We start from the raw sequence: 14,245 nt of genomic DNA, 5'->3' as shown, positions 1-14,245 counted from the left end.
CGAGGCGTCGTTGGCCGGGGCGATGCACTGCGTCTCGCGGTGCGCGCGCCCGCCGACACCATGTCCCGTGCAGGCGCCGAACCGCCGTACGCGACGGAACTGGCCTGAGACGGGTCAGCCGGTCAGCCGCCGACGAAGCGCCGCCGGCCGCGGCGATGCACTGCATCTCGCGGCGCGCGCCCGCGTTCACCGTGTCCCGCTCGGGCGCCGAGCCGCCGTACGCGGCGGAGCTGGCCTGAAGCCGGACCGCGGAGGTGGCCTGAGGCCCGTCAGCCCGTCACCGCGCGCAGGCCGCCCGGCTGGCGGCCGTTGAGGCGGTCGAGCGCCGCCGACGAGGCGTCGTCGGCCGGGAGGTACACCACCAGGCGCTGTTCGTCGCCCTCGGGCAGGGCCAGCGTCTCGTACGACAGAAGCAGCGCGCCGGCCTCCGGATGCGTCATGCGGTCGACGCCGCTGCGCCGCGGCAGCCGTGGCACGGTCGCCATGCGGTCGGCGAACGGGGCGCCCGCGATGACGGTCAGCTCGTCGGCGAACCCCTCGGCATGGGGGTCGCTGAGCATGGAGTCCGACCGGAGGCTCGCGACCTGCTCGTCGGCCACGCGGTCCCATTCGGGGTAGGCGGCACGGGCCCGCTCGTCGGTGAACAGGAACCGGATGAGGTTGGGCCGCTCGCCGTCCAGGAGACCGGTGGGGCCGACGATCCGCTCGTAGCCCGATGTGTACGCGAGAACATCGCTGAGCCGGTTGAGCAGGACGGCCGGGGCGGGCTCCAGGCGGTCGATCAGCGCCCGCACGGTGGGCCGGACCGCCTGGGCCGGCGCGCTCGCCGTCGGGCAGCAGGGGTCGCCGCTCGTCTCCTTCTCCAGGCGGCGCAGATGGAGACGCTCCTCCACGGAGAGCCGCAGGGCGTCCGCGAGCGCGCCCATCACCTGCGGCGACGGGTGGCGGTCGCGGCCTTGTTCGAGCCGGGCCAGGTATTCGACGCTGACCCCGGCGAGCGTGGCGACCTCGGAGCGGCGCAGGCCGGGCGTGCGGCGCCGCGGTCCCGTGGGCAGCCCGACCTGGGCGGGCGTGACCGCTTCACGGCAGCGCCGCAGGAAGATGCCCAGCTCGTTGTCGCTCACCGATCGAACGTATCAGCGTCACCGGACCGGATCGTGGCCCTGTCACTACCAGTCTCGGCCCGGCCTTCCTCGGGTCTCGGCGGCCGCCCATCGTGGACGGCATGACTTCTGACACCAGTGCCACGAGCACCACGACCGCCCTTCCGCTGCCCGCAGGCAGCTGGGAGATCGACCCCTTCCACTCCGCCGTCAACTTCACCATCCGCCACCTCGGGATCTCCAAGGTGCGGGGCCGTTTCAGCGAGGTGACGGCCGGTCTCGTCGTGGGCGAAAGCCTGGAGACCTCATCGGTGACGGCCACCGTCGCCCTGGCCTCGATCGACACCGGCAACGCGGACCGCGACGCGCATGTCCGGTCCCCCGATCTGCTCGATGTGGAGCGCCGCCCCACGATGACGTTCCGCTCGACGCGGGTCACCGGCAAGGAGGACGACTGGACCCTGGAGGGCGAGCTGACCATCGGCGACGTCACCCGGCCGATCACCCTCGCCGTCGAGTTCGGCGGTCTGCAGGCCTTCCCTGGCGACGAGCGACGCCACGCCGGTTTCGAGGCCACCGGCGAGATCCGCCGCGGCGACTACGGCCTCGACTTCGGGGCCGGGCTGCTCGGCGACGTGGTGAAGATCCAGCTGGACATGCAGTTCCTGGAGCCGGTCGGGACCGCGGCGCCGCAGGGCAGCTGACCTCGGGCCTCAGCCGTCCGTGAACGCGCCGTGCCGCCCCGCCCCCGCGGCGAAGCGGGCGGCGCCCTCGGACGCCTCGGTCAGGGCACGCAGGCCGTGGCGGAGTTCGCCCGCCATCGCCTCCTCCTCGCTCAGGCCCGCCTGTTCGCGTACGGAGAGCCGGTCGCCCCTCATGCAGGTCTGCGGGAACGCGGCGATCTGCGCGGCGAGCGCTTCGGCCTCGGCCCGGCAAGTGCCCGGCGGCACGGTCCGGTTGACGAGCCCCATGGCCAGCGCCTCATCGGCGGCCACGGGCCTCCCCGTGAGTACCAGGTCCATGGCCCGGCTCTCCCCGATGAGCCGCGGCAGCCGCACCGTTCCCCCGTCGATGAGCGGGACGCCCCAGCGGCGGCAGAACACGCCGAGCACCGCGTCCTCGTCGGCGACGCGCAGATCGCACCAGAGGGCGAGTTCGAGACCGCCGGCGACTGCGTGTCCGGAGATCGCGGCGATGACGGGCTTGGAGAGCCGCATCCGGGTCGGCCCCATGGGCCCGTCCCCCTTCTCCGTCACCTCGTTCCCGTCCGGCGTCGCGATCGCCTTGAGGTCCGCACCCGCGCAGAACGTGCCGCCCTCCCCCCACAGCACGGCAACGGCCGCCTCGGGATCCGCATCGAACGCGCGAAACGCATCGGCAAGGGCACGAGCGGTGGGCCCGTCGACGGCGTTCCGCACATCGGGACGCGACAGCACGATGGTGGTGACAGGTCCTTGGCGTTCAGTACGTACGGACATGGGCCCCAGGCGACCACGCCCAAGGACCGCCGGACAAGGGGAGCGCCCCGAAGGGGCGCGGGGAACTGCGCGACCAGCCCCCACGCACCCGCGGATACGCAACAACGCACCGTCAGCTCTTACGAGCCTTGGCCACCTTCTTCGCGGCAACCTTCTTGGCGGCAACCTTCTTGGCCGCGGTCTTCTTAGCCACAGGGGCAGAGGCAACCCTCCGCTGACGCCCCTGCGAGGCCCCATCACTGATGCGGTCCGCCGAGATGATGTCCCGCAGGAACTTGCCCGTGTGGCTCGCCGGAACCCCGGCGACCTCCTCGGGCGTGCCCTCGGCGATGACCAGACCGCCGCCGTTGCCACCCTCGGGACCCATGTCGACGACCCAGTCGGCCGTCTTGATGACGTCGAGGTTGTGCTCGATGACGATGACCGTGTTGCCCTTGTCGACAAGCCCGGAGAGCACCGTGATCAGCTTGCTGATGTCCTCGAAGTGCAGACCGGTGGTCGGCTCGTCCAGGACATACACGGTCCGGCCCGTGGACCGCTTCTGGAGCTCGCTCGCCAGCTTCACGCGCTGGGCCTCGCCTCCGGAGAGCGTCGGCGCGGACTGCCCGAGACGGACGTACCCCAGACCCACGTCGTTGAGCGTGCGCAGGTGGCGGGCGATCGCCGGCACGGCCTCGAAGAAGTCGAGCGCCTCCTCGATCGGCATGTCCAGGACCTCGGCGATGGACTTGCCCTTGTAGTGGACGTCCAGCGTCTCGCGGTTGTACCGCGCGCCGTGGCAGACCTCGCACGGCACGTACACGTCCGGCAGGAAGTTCATCTCGATCTTGATGGTGCCGTCGCCGGAGCAGTTCTCGCAGCGGCCGCCCTTGACGTTGAAGGAGAAGCGGCCGGGCAGATAGCCCCGCACCTTCGCCTCCATCGTCTCCGCGAAGAGCTTGCGGACGTGGTCGAAGACTCCGGTGTACGTCGCCGGGTTCGACCGCGGCGTACGGCCGATGGGCGACTGGTCGACGTGCACGACCTTGTCGACGAGGTCGTCGCCGTCCACGCGCGTGTGGCGGCCGGGAACCGACCGTGCGCCGTTCAACTCCCTTGCCAGGTGCGTGTAGAGGATGTCGTTCACGAGCGTCGACTTGCCCGAGCCCGAGACACCCGTGACGGCGGTGAGGACGCCGAGCGGGAAGGAGACGTCGATGTCCTGGAGGTTGTTCTCCCGGGCCCCGTGCACCGTCAGCTGACGGGAGGGGTCCGCCGGGCGGCGGATGTCCGGGACCGGGATGGACCTCTTGCCCGACAGATACTGCCCGGTGATCGACTTGTCGTTGGCGAGCAGCTCCTTCATGGAGCCGCTGTGCACGACCTTGCCGCCGTGCTCGCCCGCGCCGGGGCCGATGTCGACGACCCAGTCGGCGACCTTGATGGTGTCCTCGTCGTGCTCGACGACGATGAGCGTGTTGCCCATGTCCCGCAGGCGTACGAGGGTCTCGATGAGCCGGTGGTTGTCGCGCTGGTGGAGTCCGATGGACGGTTCGTCCAGGACGTAGAGCACGCCGACCAGGCCGGAGCCGATCTGCGTGGCCAGGCGGATGCGCTGGGCCTCGCCTCCGGAGAGGGTGCCCGCCGCGCGGTTCAGGGAGAGATAGTCCAGGCCGACGTCGACCAGGAAGCGCAGCCGTTCGTTGACCTCCTTCAGGACCCGCTCGGCGATCTTCTTGTCGCGGGCGCCCAGCTTCAGCTCGGCGAGGAAGTCCGCGCAGTCGCTGATGGACATCGCGGAGACCTCGGCGATGGACCGGCCCATGACCGTGACGGCCAGGACGATCGGCTTGAGGCGCGTGCCCTCACAGGTGGGGCAGGGCACCTCGCGCATATAGCCCTCGAAGCGCTCGCGGCTCGCGTCGCTCTCGGCCTCGCTGTGGCGGCGCTTGACGAAGGGGACGGCGCCTTCGAAGGCGGTGGTGTAGACCCGCTCGCGGCCGTACCTGTTCCGGTAGCGGACCTCGATCTGCGTCTTGTGCCCGTGCAGGAGCGCCTTCTTGGCGCGCTGCGGCAGGCCCGCCCAGGGCATGTCGGTGGAGAACCCGAGGGCGTCGGCGAGGGCTCCCACGAGCCGGCCGAAGTAGTCCTTGGTGTGGCCGTGCGACCAGGGGTGGATGGCGCCCTCGTCGAGCGACTTGTCCTCGTCCGGGACGATCAGCTCGGGGTCGACCTCCATGCGCGTACCGATACCCGTGCAGTCCGGGCAAGCGCCGAAGGGCGAGTTGAAGGAGAAGGAGCGCGGCTCCAGCTCCTCGAACGACAGGTCGTCGTACGGGCAGTACAGGTGCTCCGAGTACATCCGCTCGCGCTCGGGGTCGTCCTCGGGGAGGTCGACGAAGTCGAGTACGACCATGCCTCCGGAGAGGCCGAGGGCGGTCTCCACGGAGTCGGTCAGGCGGCGCTTGGCGGAGTCCTTCACCGTGAGGCGGTCGATGACGACCTCGATGGTGTGCTTCTCCTGCTTCTTGAGCGTGGGCGGCTCGGAGAGCTGGATCGTCTCGCCGTCGACCCGCGCGCGGCTGTAGCCCTTGGTCTGGAGGTCGGCGAAGAGGTCGACGAACTCGCCCTTGCGCTCGCGCACCAGCGGGGACAGTACCTGGAAGCGGCTGCCCTCGGGCAGCTCGAGGACCTTGTCGACGATGGCCTGCGGCGACTGCCGCGAGATGGGGCGGCCGCACTCGGGGCAGTGCGGCTTGCCGATGCGCGCGAAGAGCAGGCGGAGGTAGTCGTACACCTCGGTGATCGTGCCGACCGTCGAGCGCGGGTTGCGCGAGGTCGACTTCTGGTCGATCGAGACCGCGGGCGAGAGGCCCTCGATGAAGTCGACGTCCGGCTTGTCCATCTGACCGAGGAACTGCCGGGCGTACGAGGAGAGCGACTCGACGTACCGCCGCTGGCCCTCGGCGAAGATCGTGTCGAACGCGAGCGAGGACTTGCCCGACCCGGAGAGTCCGGTGAACACGATGAGGGAGTCACGCGGGAGGTCGAGCGAGACGTTCTTGAGATTGTGCTCGCGCGCGCCACGGACGATGAGACGGTCGGCCACGCCGGTCCGCACCTTTCTTGAGAGTGGTGACAGGGGCGGGGCCCCCGTCATTCACAGACTAGGGCGAGCCACTGACAACGCCGGGGCGGTTTCCCTGTCGGTGACAAACCCCGACCACCAAGGATGCCCGATGCCGCACCCGACCATATAGCACGTGCATTCGATTTGCGGCGCTGCTCCGATGCCTTCACCCAAACGTGTGGCGCGGCTATCGTCGGGCGCATGATTGATCATGTGCGCGACCTGGCGTCTGTACGTGACGCGACCGACCGGCTGCTCACCGCAGCCGCGAAACTGAACAACGATTCGACCGCGGAGCCGTCACGCCTCCCGGGCTGGAGCCGTGGCCACGTCCTCGCCCATCTCGCCCGTAACGCGGACGCGCTCGTCAACGTCCTCGCCGGGCGGCCGATGTACGTCAGCGGCGAGGCACGGGACGCGGACATCGAGCGGGACGCCCCGCGGCCACTGGCCGAGCAGCTCGACGACGTACGCGACAGCGCGGCCCGCTTCGAGGCACAGGCCGCCGTCCCCGCCGACTGGTCCCGCACCATCGAGATGCGCAACGGAGTCACCGACTCCGCGTCGCGGGTGCCGTTCCGGCGGTGGGTCGAGGTGGAGCTGCACCATGTCGACCTCGGCATCGGGTACGAGCTCGAGGACCTGCCCGATGAATTCGTGCAGCGCGAGATCGCGTTCCTCGCCGCACGCTTCTCGGGGAACCCCGACGTGCCGCCCACCCGCATCACGGACGGCACGCACGCGTGGACCACCGGCCGCGACGGCGAGCCCGAAGTCACCGTCTCCGGGTCCGCGCCCGACGTCGTCGGCTGGCTCTCCGGGCGCCGCGGCGGCACCGCACTGACGGCCGAAGGCGGCCTCCTGCCCGCCCTGCCGCCGCTATAGGCTGAGGAACATGACGTACAGCGGAGCAGTGAAGGTCGGCGGCGGTGCGGACGTGCACGAGCTGCAGGACCTGATGATCTCGAAGGTCGCGGTCGGCCCGATGGACAACAACGCCTATCTGCTGCGTTGCCGGGCCACGGGCGAGCAGCTCCTGATCGACGCGGCGAACGACTCCGGGACGCTGCTCACGCTGATCGGTGGCGACGGCATCGCGTCCGTCGTCACCACCCACCAGCACGGCGACCACTGGCAGGCCCTTGCCGCGGTCGTCGCCGCGACCGGGGCGCGGACCTACGCGGGCCGCGAGGACGCGCCCGGCATCCCGGTGCCCACGGACGTCCCGCTCGTCGACGGCGACACCGTGCGGGTCGGCCAGGTGTCGCTCACCGCGCGCCACTTGGTGGGCCACACCCCGGGCTCGATCGCCCTCGTGTACGACGACCCGCACGGCCACCCGCACGTCTTCACCGGCGACTGCCTCTTCCCTGGCGGCATCGGCAACACCCACAGCGATCCGCAGGCCTTCGCGAGCCTGCTGCACGACGTCGAGACGAAGATCTTCGGTGCGCTCCCCGACGAGAGCTGGGTCTACCCGGGCCACGGGAACGACACGACGCTGGGCGCCGAGCGCCCGCATCTGCCGGAGTGGCGTCAGCGGGGCTGGTGAGCCGAGGGGTCAGGCCTTGCCGACCAGTGCGGCCACCCGCTCCACCGCGAAGACGTAGCCCTGCACGCCGCACCCGGCGATGACGCCGTCGGCGCGCTGGGAGACGTAACTGTGGTGCCGGAACGCCTCCCGCTGGTGGATGTTGGAGATGTGCACCTCCAACACCGGCATTCCGTCACAGGTGTTGAGCGCGTCCAGGATCGCGACCGAGGTGTGCGAGTACGCCGCCGGGTTGATGACGATGCCTGCGTGGTGCTCGCGCGCCTCGTGGATCCAGTCCACCAACTGGCCCTCGTGGTTGCTCTGCCGCAGGTCCACGGTGCCGCCGTGCGCGGCGGCCGCCTTGGCGCACAGCGCCTCGACGTCGGCGAGGGTGTCGGAGCCGTAGATCTCGGGCTGGCGCTGACCGAGCAGGTTCAGGTTGGGGCCGTTCAGGATCATGATCGGGGCGTTGGCAAGAGTGCGCGTCATGTCGTCAGCGTACTGAGGGATCCTCCACGCCTCCGTACGCCCCCGTAACCGGCCGTCACAGCGGGTAGTTGACGCGGCATGCACAAGAGCCACTCCCCTGCCAGGACTCCCTCTCTGCCGCGGCTCGCGGCCGCCTCGCTCGCCGGGACCGCCATCGAGTTCTACGACTTCTTCATCTACGGGACGGCCGCGGCGCTGGTGCTCGGGCCGCTGTTCTTTCCGACGTTCTCTCCGCTGGCGGGAACTCTCGCCGCCTTCGCGACATTCGGAGTGGGCTTTGTGGCCCGGCCGCTCGGCTCCGTCCTCTTCGGGCACATCGGCGACCGGCACGGGCGGCGCCCCGTCCTCATCGTCTCGCTGCTCCTGACGGGCCTCGCGACGGTCGCCGTCGGCTGTGTGCCCACGTACGCGTCGATCGGTACGGCCGCTCCGGTGCTTCTCCTGGTGCTGCGTTTTCTCCAAGGGCTCGGGCTGGGCGGCGAGTGGGGCGGGGCGGTGCTGCTGACCGCCGAGCACGCGCCGGCCGAGCGGCGCGGGCTGTGGGCGAGCTTTCCGCAGATGGGCCCCCCGCTCGGTTTCCTGCTCGCCAACGGCATCATGCTGACGCTCTCGGCGACCCTCACCGACGCGCAGTTCGCCTCCTGGGGATGGCGGGTGCCGTTCTGGGCGGCGGGCGTGCTCGCAACGGCCGGGCTCGCGCTGCGCACGTCCCTCGCGGAGAGCCCCAGCTTCCTCGAACTGCGGGAGCACGCGCGCGTGCCGCTCGCCGAAGTGGTGCGCGACCACTGGCGCCTGGTCCTGCTCACGGCGGGCGCGCTGGCCGTCGGGTACGCGGTGTTCTACGCCGTCACGACGTGGTCCCTGGCCTACGCGGTGGAGCGGCTCGACGTGAGCCGTACGGTCATGCTCGCCTGCATCATGGCGGCGGTCGTGGTGAAGGGCGCGCTGACTCCCGTGGCCGCCGTGCTCGGCGACCGCTTCGGACGGCGCCCCCTGTGTCTGCTCGGATGCGCGCTTTCGGCGCTGTGGATGTTCCCGATGATCGCGCTCCTGGCGACCGGTGAGCCGCTGCTGATGTTCCTCGGCTTCCTGGTGGCGATGCTCGCGTTCATCACGATGTTCGCGGTGATCGCCGCGTATCTGCCCGAGCTGTACGAGCCTCGGGTGCGCTGCACCGGCGCCGCGGTGGGCTACAACCTGGGCGGGGTGCTCGGCGGCGCGCTCACCCCGATCGTGGCGACGGCGGTGGCGCAGGGGGACGGGACTCCGTGGGGCGTCGCGGCGTATCTGACGGGGGTCGCCCTGCTGAGCCTGGGGTGCTTCGCGCTGCTGCCGGAGACCCGGCCGGTTCCGGAGCCGGCCCCCGTCACGGCGTGACCGCGAGCTCCAGGTAGGCGGCGAACACCACGAGATGGACCCCGCCCTGCAACGGCGTGGCGCGTCCCGGCACGACCGTGAGCGTGCCGACGGCGACGGTCAGCGCGAGCAGCACCATATGGGTCGGGCCGAGGCCGAGCACCAGTGGCCCGGAGAGCCACACCGAGGCGACCGCGACGGCCGGGATGGTCAGGCCGATGCTGGCCATCGCGGAGCCGAGGGCGAGGTTCAGGCTGGTCTGTACGCGGTCGCGGCGCGTTGCGCGCAGGGCGGCGATGGTCTCCGGGAGCAGCACGAGCAGCGCGATGATCACGCCGACCACGGCGTGCGGCATGCCGGCGTTCTCCACGCCGGACTCGATCGTCGGGGAGACCCCCTTGGCGAGGCCGACCACACCGATCAGGGCGAGGCCGAGCAGGCCGACGCTGATCAGCGCGGCGCGGTTGGTCGGGCCCTCGGCGTGCTCGGAGTCGATCACCTCGCCCTTGCGCGTGATCGGCAGGAAGTAGTCGCGGTGGCGCACGGTCTGGGTCGCCACGAACAGGCCGTACAGGACGAGCGATGCGAGCGCGGCGAAGGTGAGCTGCGCCGTGGAGAACTCGGGCCCCCGCTTGCTCGTGGTGAAGGTCGGCAGGACCAGGCTGAGGGTGGCGAGCGTGGCGACGGTCGCGAGGGCGGCTCCGGTGCCCTCCGGGTTGAAGACGGCGACGCGGTGCCGCAGCGCGCCCGCGAGCAGGCAGATCCCGACGATGCCGTTGCAGGTGATCATCACGGCGGCGAACACGGTGTCGCGGGCCAGCGTCGCGCTCTTGTCGCCGCCGTCCACCATGAGCGTCACGATCAGCGCGACCTCGATGATCGTGACGGCGACCGCAAGGACGAGGGAGCCGAAGGGTTCACCGACGCGGTGCGCGATCACCTCGGCGTGGTGCACGGCGGCGAGCACGGCCCCGGCGAGCACCAGCGTCACCACGGCGACCACCGGGCCCGGCAGATCGCGGCCCCAGGTGAGGGCGAGCAGCACGACGGCGAGGACCGGTACGGCCGCGGTCCACCGCGTGGTGAGTTCCCGGAGCCGAGTGATCATGCCTTCGATGCTGCCCTGCCCTCACCGGGCACGCGACTGGGACGAGCACGGCACGGGAGTGGCCCGCGGCGGACTGCCGCGGGCCACTCCCGTGTTGGTGACTCCTGTGTCCGACGCCGTCAGGCCTCGATGCTGTCCTTCGGAGTCTCGTCGGCCGCCTTCTCCGCGGCCTCCTTCTCCGTCTGCTTCTTGGTGGCCATGAGGCTGGTGATCGTCGTGATGACCAGGACACCGCAGATGACGCCGAGCGAGACCGGGATGGAGATCTCGGGGACGTGCACGCCGTTCTCGTGCAGGGCGTGCAGGACCAGCTTCACGCCGATGAAGCCCAGGATGACCGACAGGCCGTAGCTGAGGTGGACCAGCTTCTTGAGCAGTCCGCCGATGAGGAAGTACAGCTGTCGCAGACCCATCAGAGCGAAGGCATTCGCCGTGAAGACGATGTACGGGTCCTGGGTGAGGCCGAAGATCGCGGGGATCGAGTCCATCGCGAAGAGCACATCGGTGGTGCCGATGGCGAGCATGACGATCATGAGGGGCGTCATGATCTTCTTGCCGTTCTTCTGGATGAACAGCTTGGTGCCGTGGTACTGGTCGGCGACGCCGAACTTCCGCTCGGCGGCCTTCAGGAGGCGGTTCTCCTCCCACTCCTCTTCGTCGTCCCCGGAGCGCGCCTCCTGGATGAGCTTCCAGGCGGTGTAGATCAGGAACGCGCCGAAGATGTAGAAGACCCAGGAGAAGTTGGCGATGACCGCGGCGCCGGCGGCGATGAAGATCGCTCGCAGGACGAGCGCGATCAGCACACCGAACAGCAGCACCCGCTGCTGGAGGTGGCTCGGCACCGAGAACTTCGCCATGATCAGGATGAAGACGAAGAGGTTGTCGACGCTGAGTGACTTCTCGGTGATGAAGCCCGCGAAGAACTCGCCGCCCGCCTGGCCACCGCCCCAGATCAGCAGGCCCACTCCGAAGAGCGCGGCCAGCACGATCCAGACGACCGTCCAGATTCCGGCTTCCTTGATCGATACGTCGTGCGGCTTGCGGCCGATGAAGAAGTCGACCGCGATCAGGGCACACAGACCAAGAATGGTCAGCACCCAAAGGGTCATTGAAACGTCCACTGCGCCTCCGGCGTCGTACGGCTACTGATCAGCGTCGTCGCTGCCGGAGGTCTCCTCCACCCGGGGCGGCTCACCGCTCCGCGGGCCGACGCCCCGGGACCGATGGCGGTCCGTATTGACGGGCACGTCGCGTTCGGGAGTACTCCCCTCCGCTGGAAGAAGAGTACGCGAAACACCAAGGATTGGTAAAGGGGACGGCAAATAAGAGCCAAAAGGCCAGGTCAGGCGGGTCAAGAAGTCGCTTTACCGTCAGTTGGCCCGCTGACCCGCGCGCGGCGCGCGCGGATCAGCGGCCGCCCGTGCGGCGCGCCTGCCCCACCTGGTTCAGGACCTGCTGAACCACCTGGCTGCCGGGCGGCGCCATCGGCGGTTCGTACGTCCACGCGTGGCCGACCCACGGGTCGGCGAGGTGGTCGTCCGCCACCGGCGTCACGCGGAGCAGCGCACGCCACAGGGGGTCGAGCAGCGGGCCGTACTCGGCGGCGTCCTCCCGGTCGGCGACCATCATCAGGTGCACGCCGACCGCCGGGCCCTCGTCCGCGAGGTAGCGGAGCTGGGTGACGGCGCGGTCGTCGAAGCCGTGCGGGAAGTCGTTGACGATCAGGAGCTGCTCGGCGGTGTCCAGGTCCGGCGGCAGCGCGTCGGCGGCGCCCGCGCGGATCGCCATCTGCACCAGGTCGACGCGCTGGGTGAGCTTGGCGAGCACGGCCGACACGCCTGCCGCGCCGGAGGCCGGGGGCTCGGCGAGCACGCCCGACGTGACCAGCGGGGCGAGGGCGCCGGCCGCCGTGCCCGCCGCGTCGATGACGTGCACCGAGAACTCGTTCGGCGGGTAGGCAGCGAGCAGCCGTGCGGCGTGCGCGACGGCGCTGTCCATGGCGAGGCGGCGCAGCTGGTCGGCGTCGGCCAGGGAGTCCGTGCCGGACGAGCGGCCGCTGTCGATCCACAGGCCGCGCTCGAGCGGCAGCCGGACCAGCATGGGAATCCGCAGGTCGGGGCGCTCGGGCAGATGCAGGTCGCCCAGGCGCAGCGCCATGGGGATCTCCATGGGGACGCGGTAGCCGTGCCAGACGGGGCTGTCCCAGCCCGCGTACGGGGCGGGCAGGGCGGGCTCGACGACCTCGGACTCGGCGGCGAGCTGGCCCAGGTCGCGGTCGAGGGCGGCCCTCGCCTGGTCGACGAGGAGGCCGTGCTTGGCGCGGGCGGCCTCGCGCGCGGCGTCGCCCGTGTTGCCGATGCGGCTGCGGGGGTCGGAGAGGACCTTGTCGAGCTCCTGCTCCATGCGGGAATCGGCGAAGTCCACGGCGCTTCGGTACGCCGCCATGGTGCGGGCCAGGTCCTCGAACATGCCCCACACCTGGTTGTAGAGCCGCTCCTCCATGGACCAGCCGGTCGCGTCGCCCGCCACGGGCTGGGCGGGCCTGCCGGGCTCGGCCGGGGCCGCGGTCGGCGGGGGCGGCGGCGGTGTGGTCGTCTGGCGGCCGGGATGCGTGTAGTTGACGGGGCCGCCGCCCGTCGTGCCGGCGCCTGTCGTGCCTGCGCCCGCGTCGCCCGGCTGGTGCGTGGCCGGGTCGGGCCGGCCCGCGGCCGCGCCGTCCGGACCCGGCGATCCCGGACCGGGGGACGGCTGCCCCGTGGTCCGCACGCGCGCCTCGTCCGAGGGGCGGGGCGGCGGTGCGGCGACCGAACGGGCCAGGCCCTGGGCCACCGCCTCGTTGATCGTGCCCGCCAACTCGTGGGCCCCCGGCAGGCCCTGGTCGGTGAGCATGTCGGCGAGGCCGCCTGCGTACCCCTGGCCGACGGCGCGCACCTTCCAGGCGTCCTGCCTGCGGTAGAGCTCAAGGGCGACGACGGCGGACTCGGCGTCCAGATCGGTGATCGTGTAGCTGGCGACCTGGGAGCCGTCGAGTCCGGTGACGGCGACGAAGGGGGCGGCGAGGGCGGCGAAGCTGACCGGGCCCCCGACGCCCACGGGCAGCGCGAGCAGGACGTTGACCCGGTGCACGGCCTCCGGCACGGCGTCCAGGTCCACCGCGAGGCGATGCTCGGCGGCTGCCTGCTTGGGCACTTCGAGCCCGGGCAGGGCGGGCGAGCCCGGATGGGCCACCCAGTCCGTGCCGCGCACCTTGCCCTGCTCGTCGCTGAGCGTGACCCCGGCCACGATCGGCTTGCCGACCGAGACGCGGATCTCCAGTCGGGTCCCGGGAAGCGGGTGGTTCTGCCCCCGGACCAGCTCGGCCGTCATCGCCTTCGTCCCCCTCGTGCCCTTGTGCGTACTGGTGCCGCGTACTGGTGCGGCCTACTCGTGCCGCGTGCTTACAGGTGCGGCAGGATCGACGGCATCAGGTCCTGGAACGTCCGGCCGTTGGCCGGGCTGCCGAGCGCCGTCATCTGCCAGCCCGCGCCCGCGCGGTGGACCTTCGCCATGATCTGCGCGGTGTACTGACCGCCGCCGTCCAGGGTGTAGCGGGCCAGCTCCTGGCCGTTGGTCTCGTCGACCAGGCGGCAGAACGCGTTCTGCACCTCCTGGAACGTCTGGCCGGTGAACGAGTTCACCGTGAAGACGATCTGGTCGATGTGGACCGGGATGCGCTGCAGGTCGACGAGGATCGCCTCGTCGTCCCCGCCCTGGCCGACACCGCCGACGAGGTTGTCACCCGTGTGCCGTACGGAACCGTCGTCGCTGACGAGGTGACGGAAGAACACGACGTCCACCGGCTGCTTGTCGGCGAAGAGCACCGCCGAAGCGTCCAGGTCGACCTCACGGGTGCGCGTGCCGAACAGGCCCCGCCTGGGGGCCGCTTGCCACCCAAGTCCCATGCGCACCGCGGTCAGGGCGCCCCCGTCGTCCTTCTGCAGGCTGATGGCCTGACCCTTGGTCATGTTGACCGTCACGCGCTGTCCCCTCTCGAACTGCCTGGGCAACCGCCAGTCTGTGCGGTTGCCC

General features: G+C 70.8%; 12 protein-coding genes. 4 read left to right on the top strand and 8 right to left on the bottom strand.

Annotation, left to right across the window (positions count from 1 at the left end; translation table 11 throughout):
* Window positions 1–269: 269 nt before the first annotated feature.
* Entirely contained in the window at window positions 270–1,124 is an 855-nt protein-coding gene (locus OG453_RS15455; protein WP_266868247.1) for a helix-turn-helix transcriptional regulator, read from the bottom strand.
* A gap of 101 nt (window positions 1,125–1,225) precedes the next feature.
* On the opposite strand from OG453_RS15455, the gene OG453_RS15450 reads away from it, so the two are divergent.
* Window positions 1,226–1,807 (top strand): YceI family protein, encoded by a 582-nt coding sequence (locus tag OG453_RS15450; RefSeq protein ID WP_266868245.1) that lies wholly within the window; start codon window positions 1,226–1,228, stop codon window positions 1,805–1,807.
* Window positions 1,808–1,816: 9 nt separating this feature from the next.
* Here the strand turns inward: OG453_RS15450 and OG453_RS15445 are convergent, their stop codons facing one another.
* Both OG453_RS15445 and uvrA read right to left on the bottom strand, forming a co-directional pair.
* Window positions 1,817–2,581 carry a crotonase/enoyl-CoA hydratase family protein gene (locus OG453_RS15445; RefSeq protein ID WP_266868243.1) on the bottom strand — a complete coding sequence of 255 codons (765 nt, stop codon included), beginning with the start codon at window positions 2,579–2,581 and terminating at the stop codon, window positions 1,817–1,819.
* A 112-nt stretch (window positions 2,582–2,693) separates the two neighbouring features.
* Window positions 2,694–5,669, bottom strand: coding sequence for an excinuclease ABC subunit UvrA (uvrA, locus tag OG453_RS15440; RefSeq protein WP_266868241.1), 2,976 nt, complete (start codon window positions 5,667–5,669; stop codon window positions 2,694–2,696).
* A gap of 222 nt (window positions 5,670–5,891) precedes the next feature.
* Between uvrA and OG453_RS15435 the strand changes: the two genes are divergently transcribed.
* Both OG453_RS15435 and OG453_RS15430 read left to right on the top strand, forming a co-directional pair.
* Window positions 5,892–6,575, top strand: a complete 684-nt coding sequence (locus OG453_RS15435; RefSeq protein WP_266868239.1) for a maleylpyruvate isomerase family mycothiol-dependent enzyme — start codon at window positions 5,892–5,894, stop codon at window positions 6,573–6,575.
* 10 nt (window positions 6,576–6,585) lie between these two features.
* Window positions 6,586–7,242: an MBL fold metallo-hydrolase gene (locus OG453_RS15430; protein ID WP_266868237.1), complete on the top strand. Its 657-nt coding sequence runs from the start codon at window positions 6,586–6,588 to the stop codon at window positions 7,240–7,242.
* A 9-nt stretch (window positions 7,243–7,251) separates the two neighbouring features.
* Here OG453_RS15430 and aroQ read toward each other — a convergent pair whose 3' ends face one another.
* Window positions 7,252–7,713 carry a type II 3-dehydroquinate dehydratase gene (gene aroQ / locus OG453_RS15425; RefSeq protein WP_266868235.1) on the bottom strand — a complete coding sequence of 154 codons (462 nt, stop codon included), beginning with the start codon at window positions 7,711–7,713 and terminating at the stop codon, window positions 7,252–7,254.
* A gap of 78 nt (window positions 7,714–7,791) precedes the next feature.
* Here aroQ and OG453_RS15420 point away from each other — a divergent pair, with 78 nt between their 5' ends.
* The gene (locus OG453_RS15420; protein WP_266868233.1) at window positions 7,792–9,090 is read left to right on the top strand and encodes an MFS transporter; all 1,299 of its coding nucleotides are present in this window, start codon (window positions 7,792–7,794) and stop codon (window positions 9,088–9,090) included.
* Here OG453_RS15420 and OG453_RS15415 read toward each other — a convergent pair.
* From OG453_RS15415 to OG453_RS15400, 4 genes are all read right to left on the bottom strand, one after another.
* Window positions 9,080–10,177, bottom strand: coding sequence for a calcium:proton antiporter (locus tag OG453_RS15415; protein WP_266868231.1), 1,098 nt, complete (start codon window positions 10,175–10,177; stop codon window positions 9,080–9,082). The genes OG453_RS15420 and OG453_RS15415 overlap by 11 nt on opposite strands.
* Before the next feature lie 119 nt (window positions 10,178–10,296).
* On the bottom strand, window positions 10,297–11,286 hold the full coding sequence (locus OG453_RS15410; RefSeq protein WP_266868229.1) for a TerC family protein: 990 nt from the start codon (window positions 11,284–11,286) through the stop codon (window positions 10,297–10,299).
* Between the two features lie 298 nt (window positions 11,287–11,584).
* Window positions 11,585–13,543 (bottom strand): TerD family protein, encoded by a 1,959-nt coding sequence (locus OG453_RS15405; RefSeq protein ID WP_266868227.1) that lies wholly within the window; start codon window positions 13,541–13,543, stop codon window positions 11,585–11,587.
* Window positions 13,544–13,614: 71 nt separating this feature from the next.
* Complete coding sequence (locus OG453_RS15400) at window positions 13,615–14,193, bottom strand: TerD family protein (RefSeq protein WP_266868225.1); 579 nt, start codon at window positions 14,191–14,193, stop codon at window positions 13,615–13,617.
* Window positions 14,194–14,245: the final 52 nt, after the last annotated feature.

Origin of the sequence: Streptomyces sp. NBC_01381 (assembly GCF_026340305.1) — a bacterium.
Lineage (GTDB): Bacteria > Actinomycetota > Actinomycetes > Streptomycetales > Streptomycetaceae > Streptomyces.
This window is presented reverse-complemented; position numbering and strand designations above follow the sequence as displayed.

Coding starts and splice junctions, on each gene's coding strand:
- OG453_RS15450 (WP_266868245.1), top strand. CDS start 1,226: ATGACTTCTGACACCAGTGCCACGAGCACCACGACCGCCCTTCCGCTG.
- OG453_RS15445 (WP_266868243.1), bottom strand. CDS start 2,581: ATGTCCGTACGTACTGAACGCCAAGGACCTGTCACCACCATCGTGCTG.
- OG453_RS15435 (WP_266868239.1), top strand. CDS start 5,892: ATGATTGATCATGTGCGCGACCTGGCGTCTGTACGTGACGCGACCGAC.
- OG453_RS15430 (WP_266868237.1), top strand. CDS start 6,586: ATGACGTACAGCGGAGCAGTGAAGGTCGGCGGCGGTGCGGACGTGCAC.
- aroQ (WP_266868235.1), bottom strand. CDS start 7,713: ATGACGCGCACTCTTGCCAACGCCCCGATCATGATCCTGAACGGCCCC.
- OG453_RS15420 (WP_266868233.1), top strand. CDS start 7,792: ATGCACAAGAGCCACTCCCCTGCCAGGACTCCCTCTCTGCCGCGGCTC.
- OG453_RS15415 (WP_266868231.1), bottom strand. CDS start 10,177: ATGATCACTCGGCTCCGGGAACTCACCACGCGGTGGACCGCGGCCGTA.
- OG453_RS15410 (WP_266868229.1), bottom strand. CDS start 11,286: ATGACCCTTTGGGTGCTGACCATTCTTGGTCTGTGTGCCCTGATCGCG.
- OG453_RS15405 (WP_266868227.1), bottom strand. CDS start 13,543: ATGACGGCCGAGCTGGTCCGGGGGCAGAACCACCCGCTTCCCGGGACC.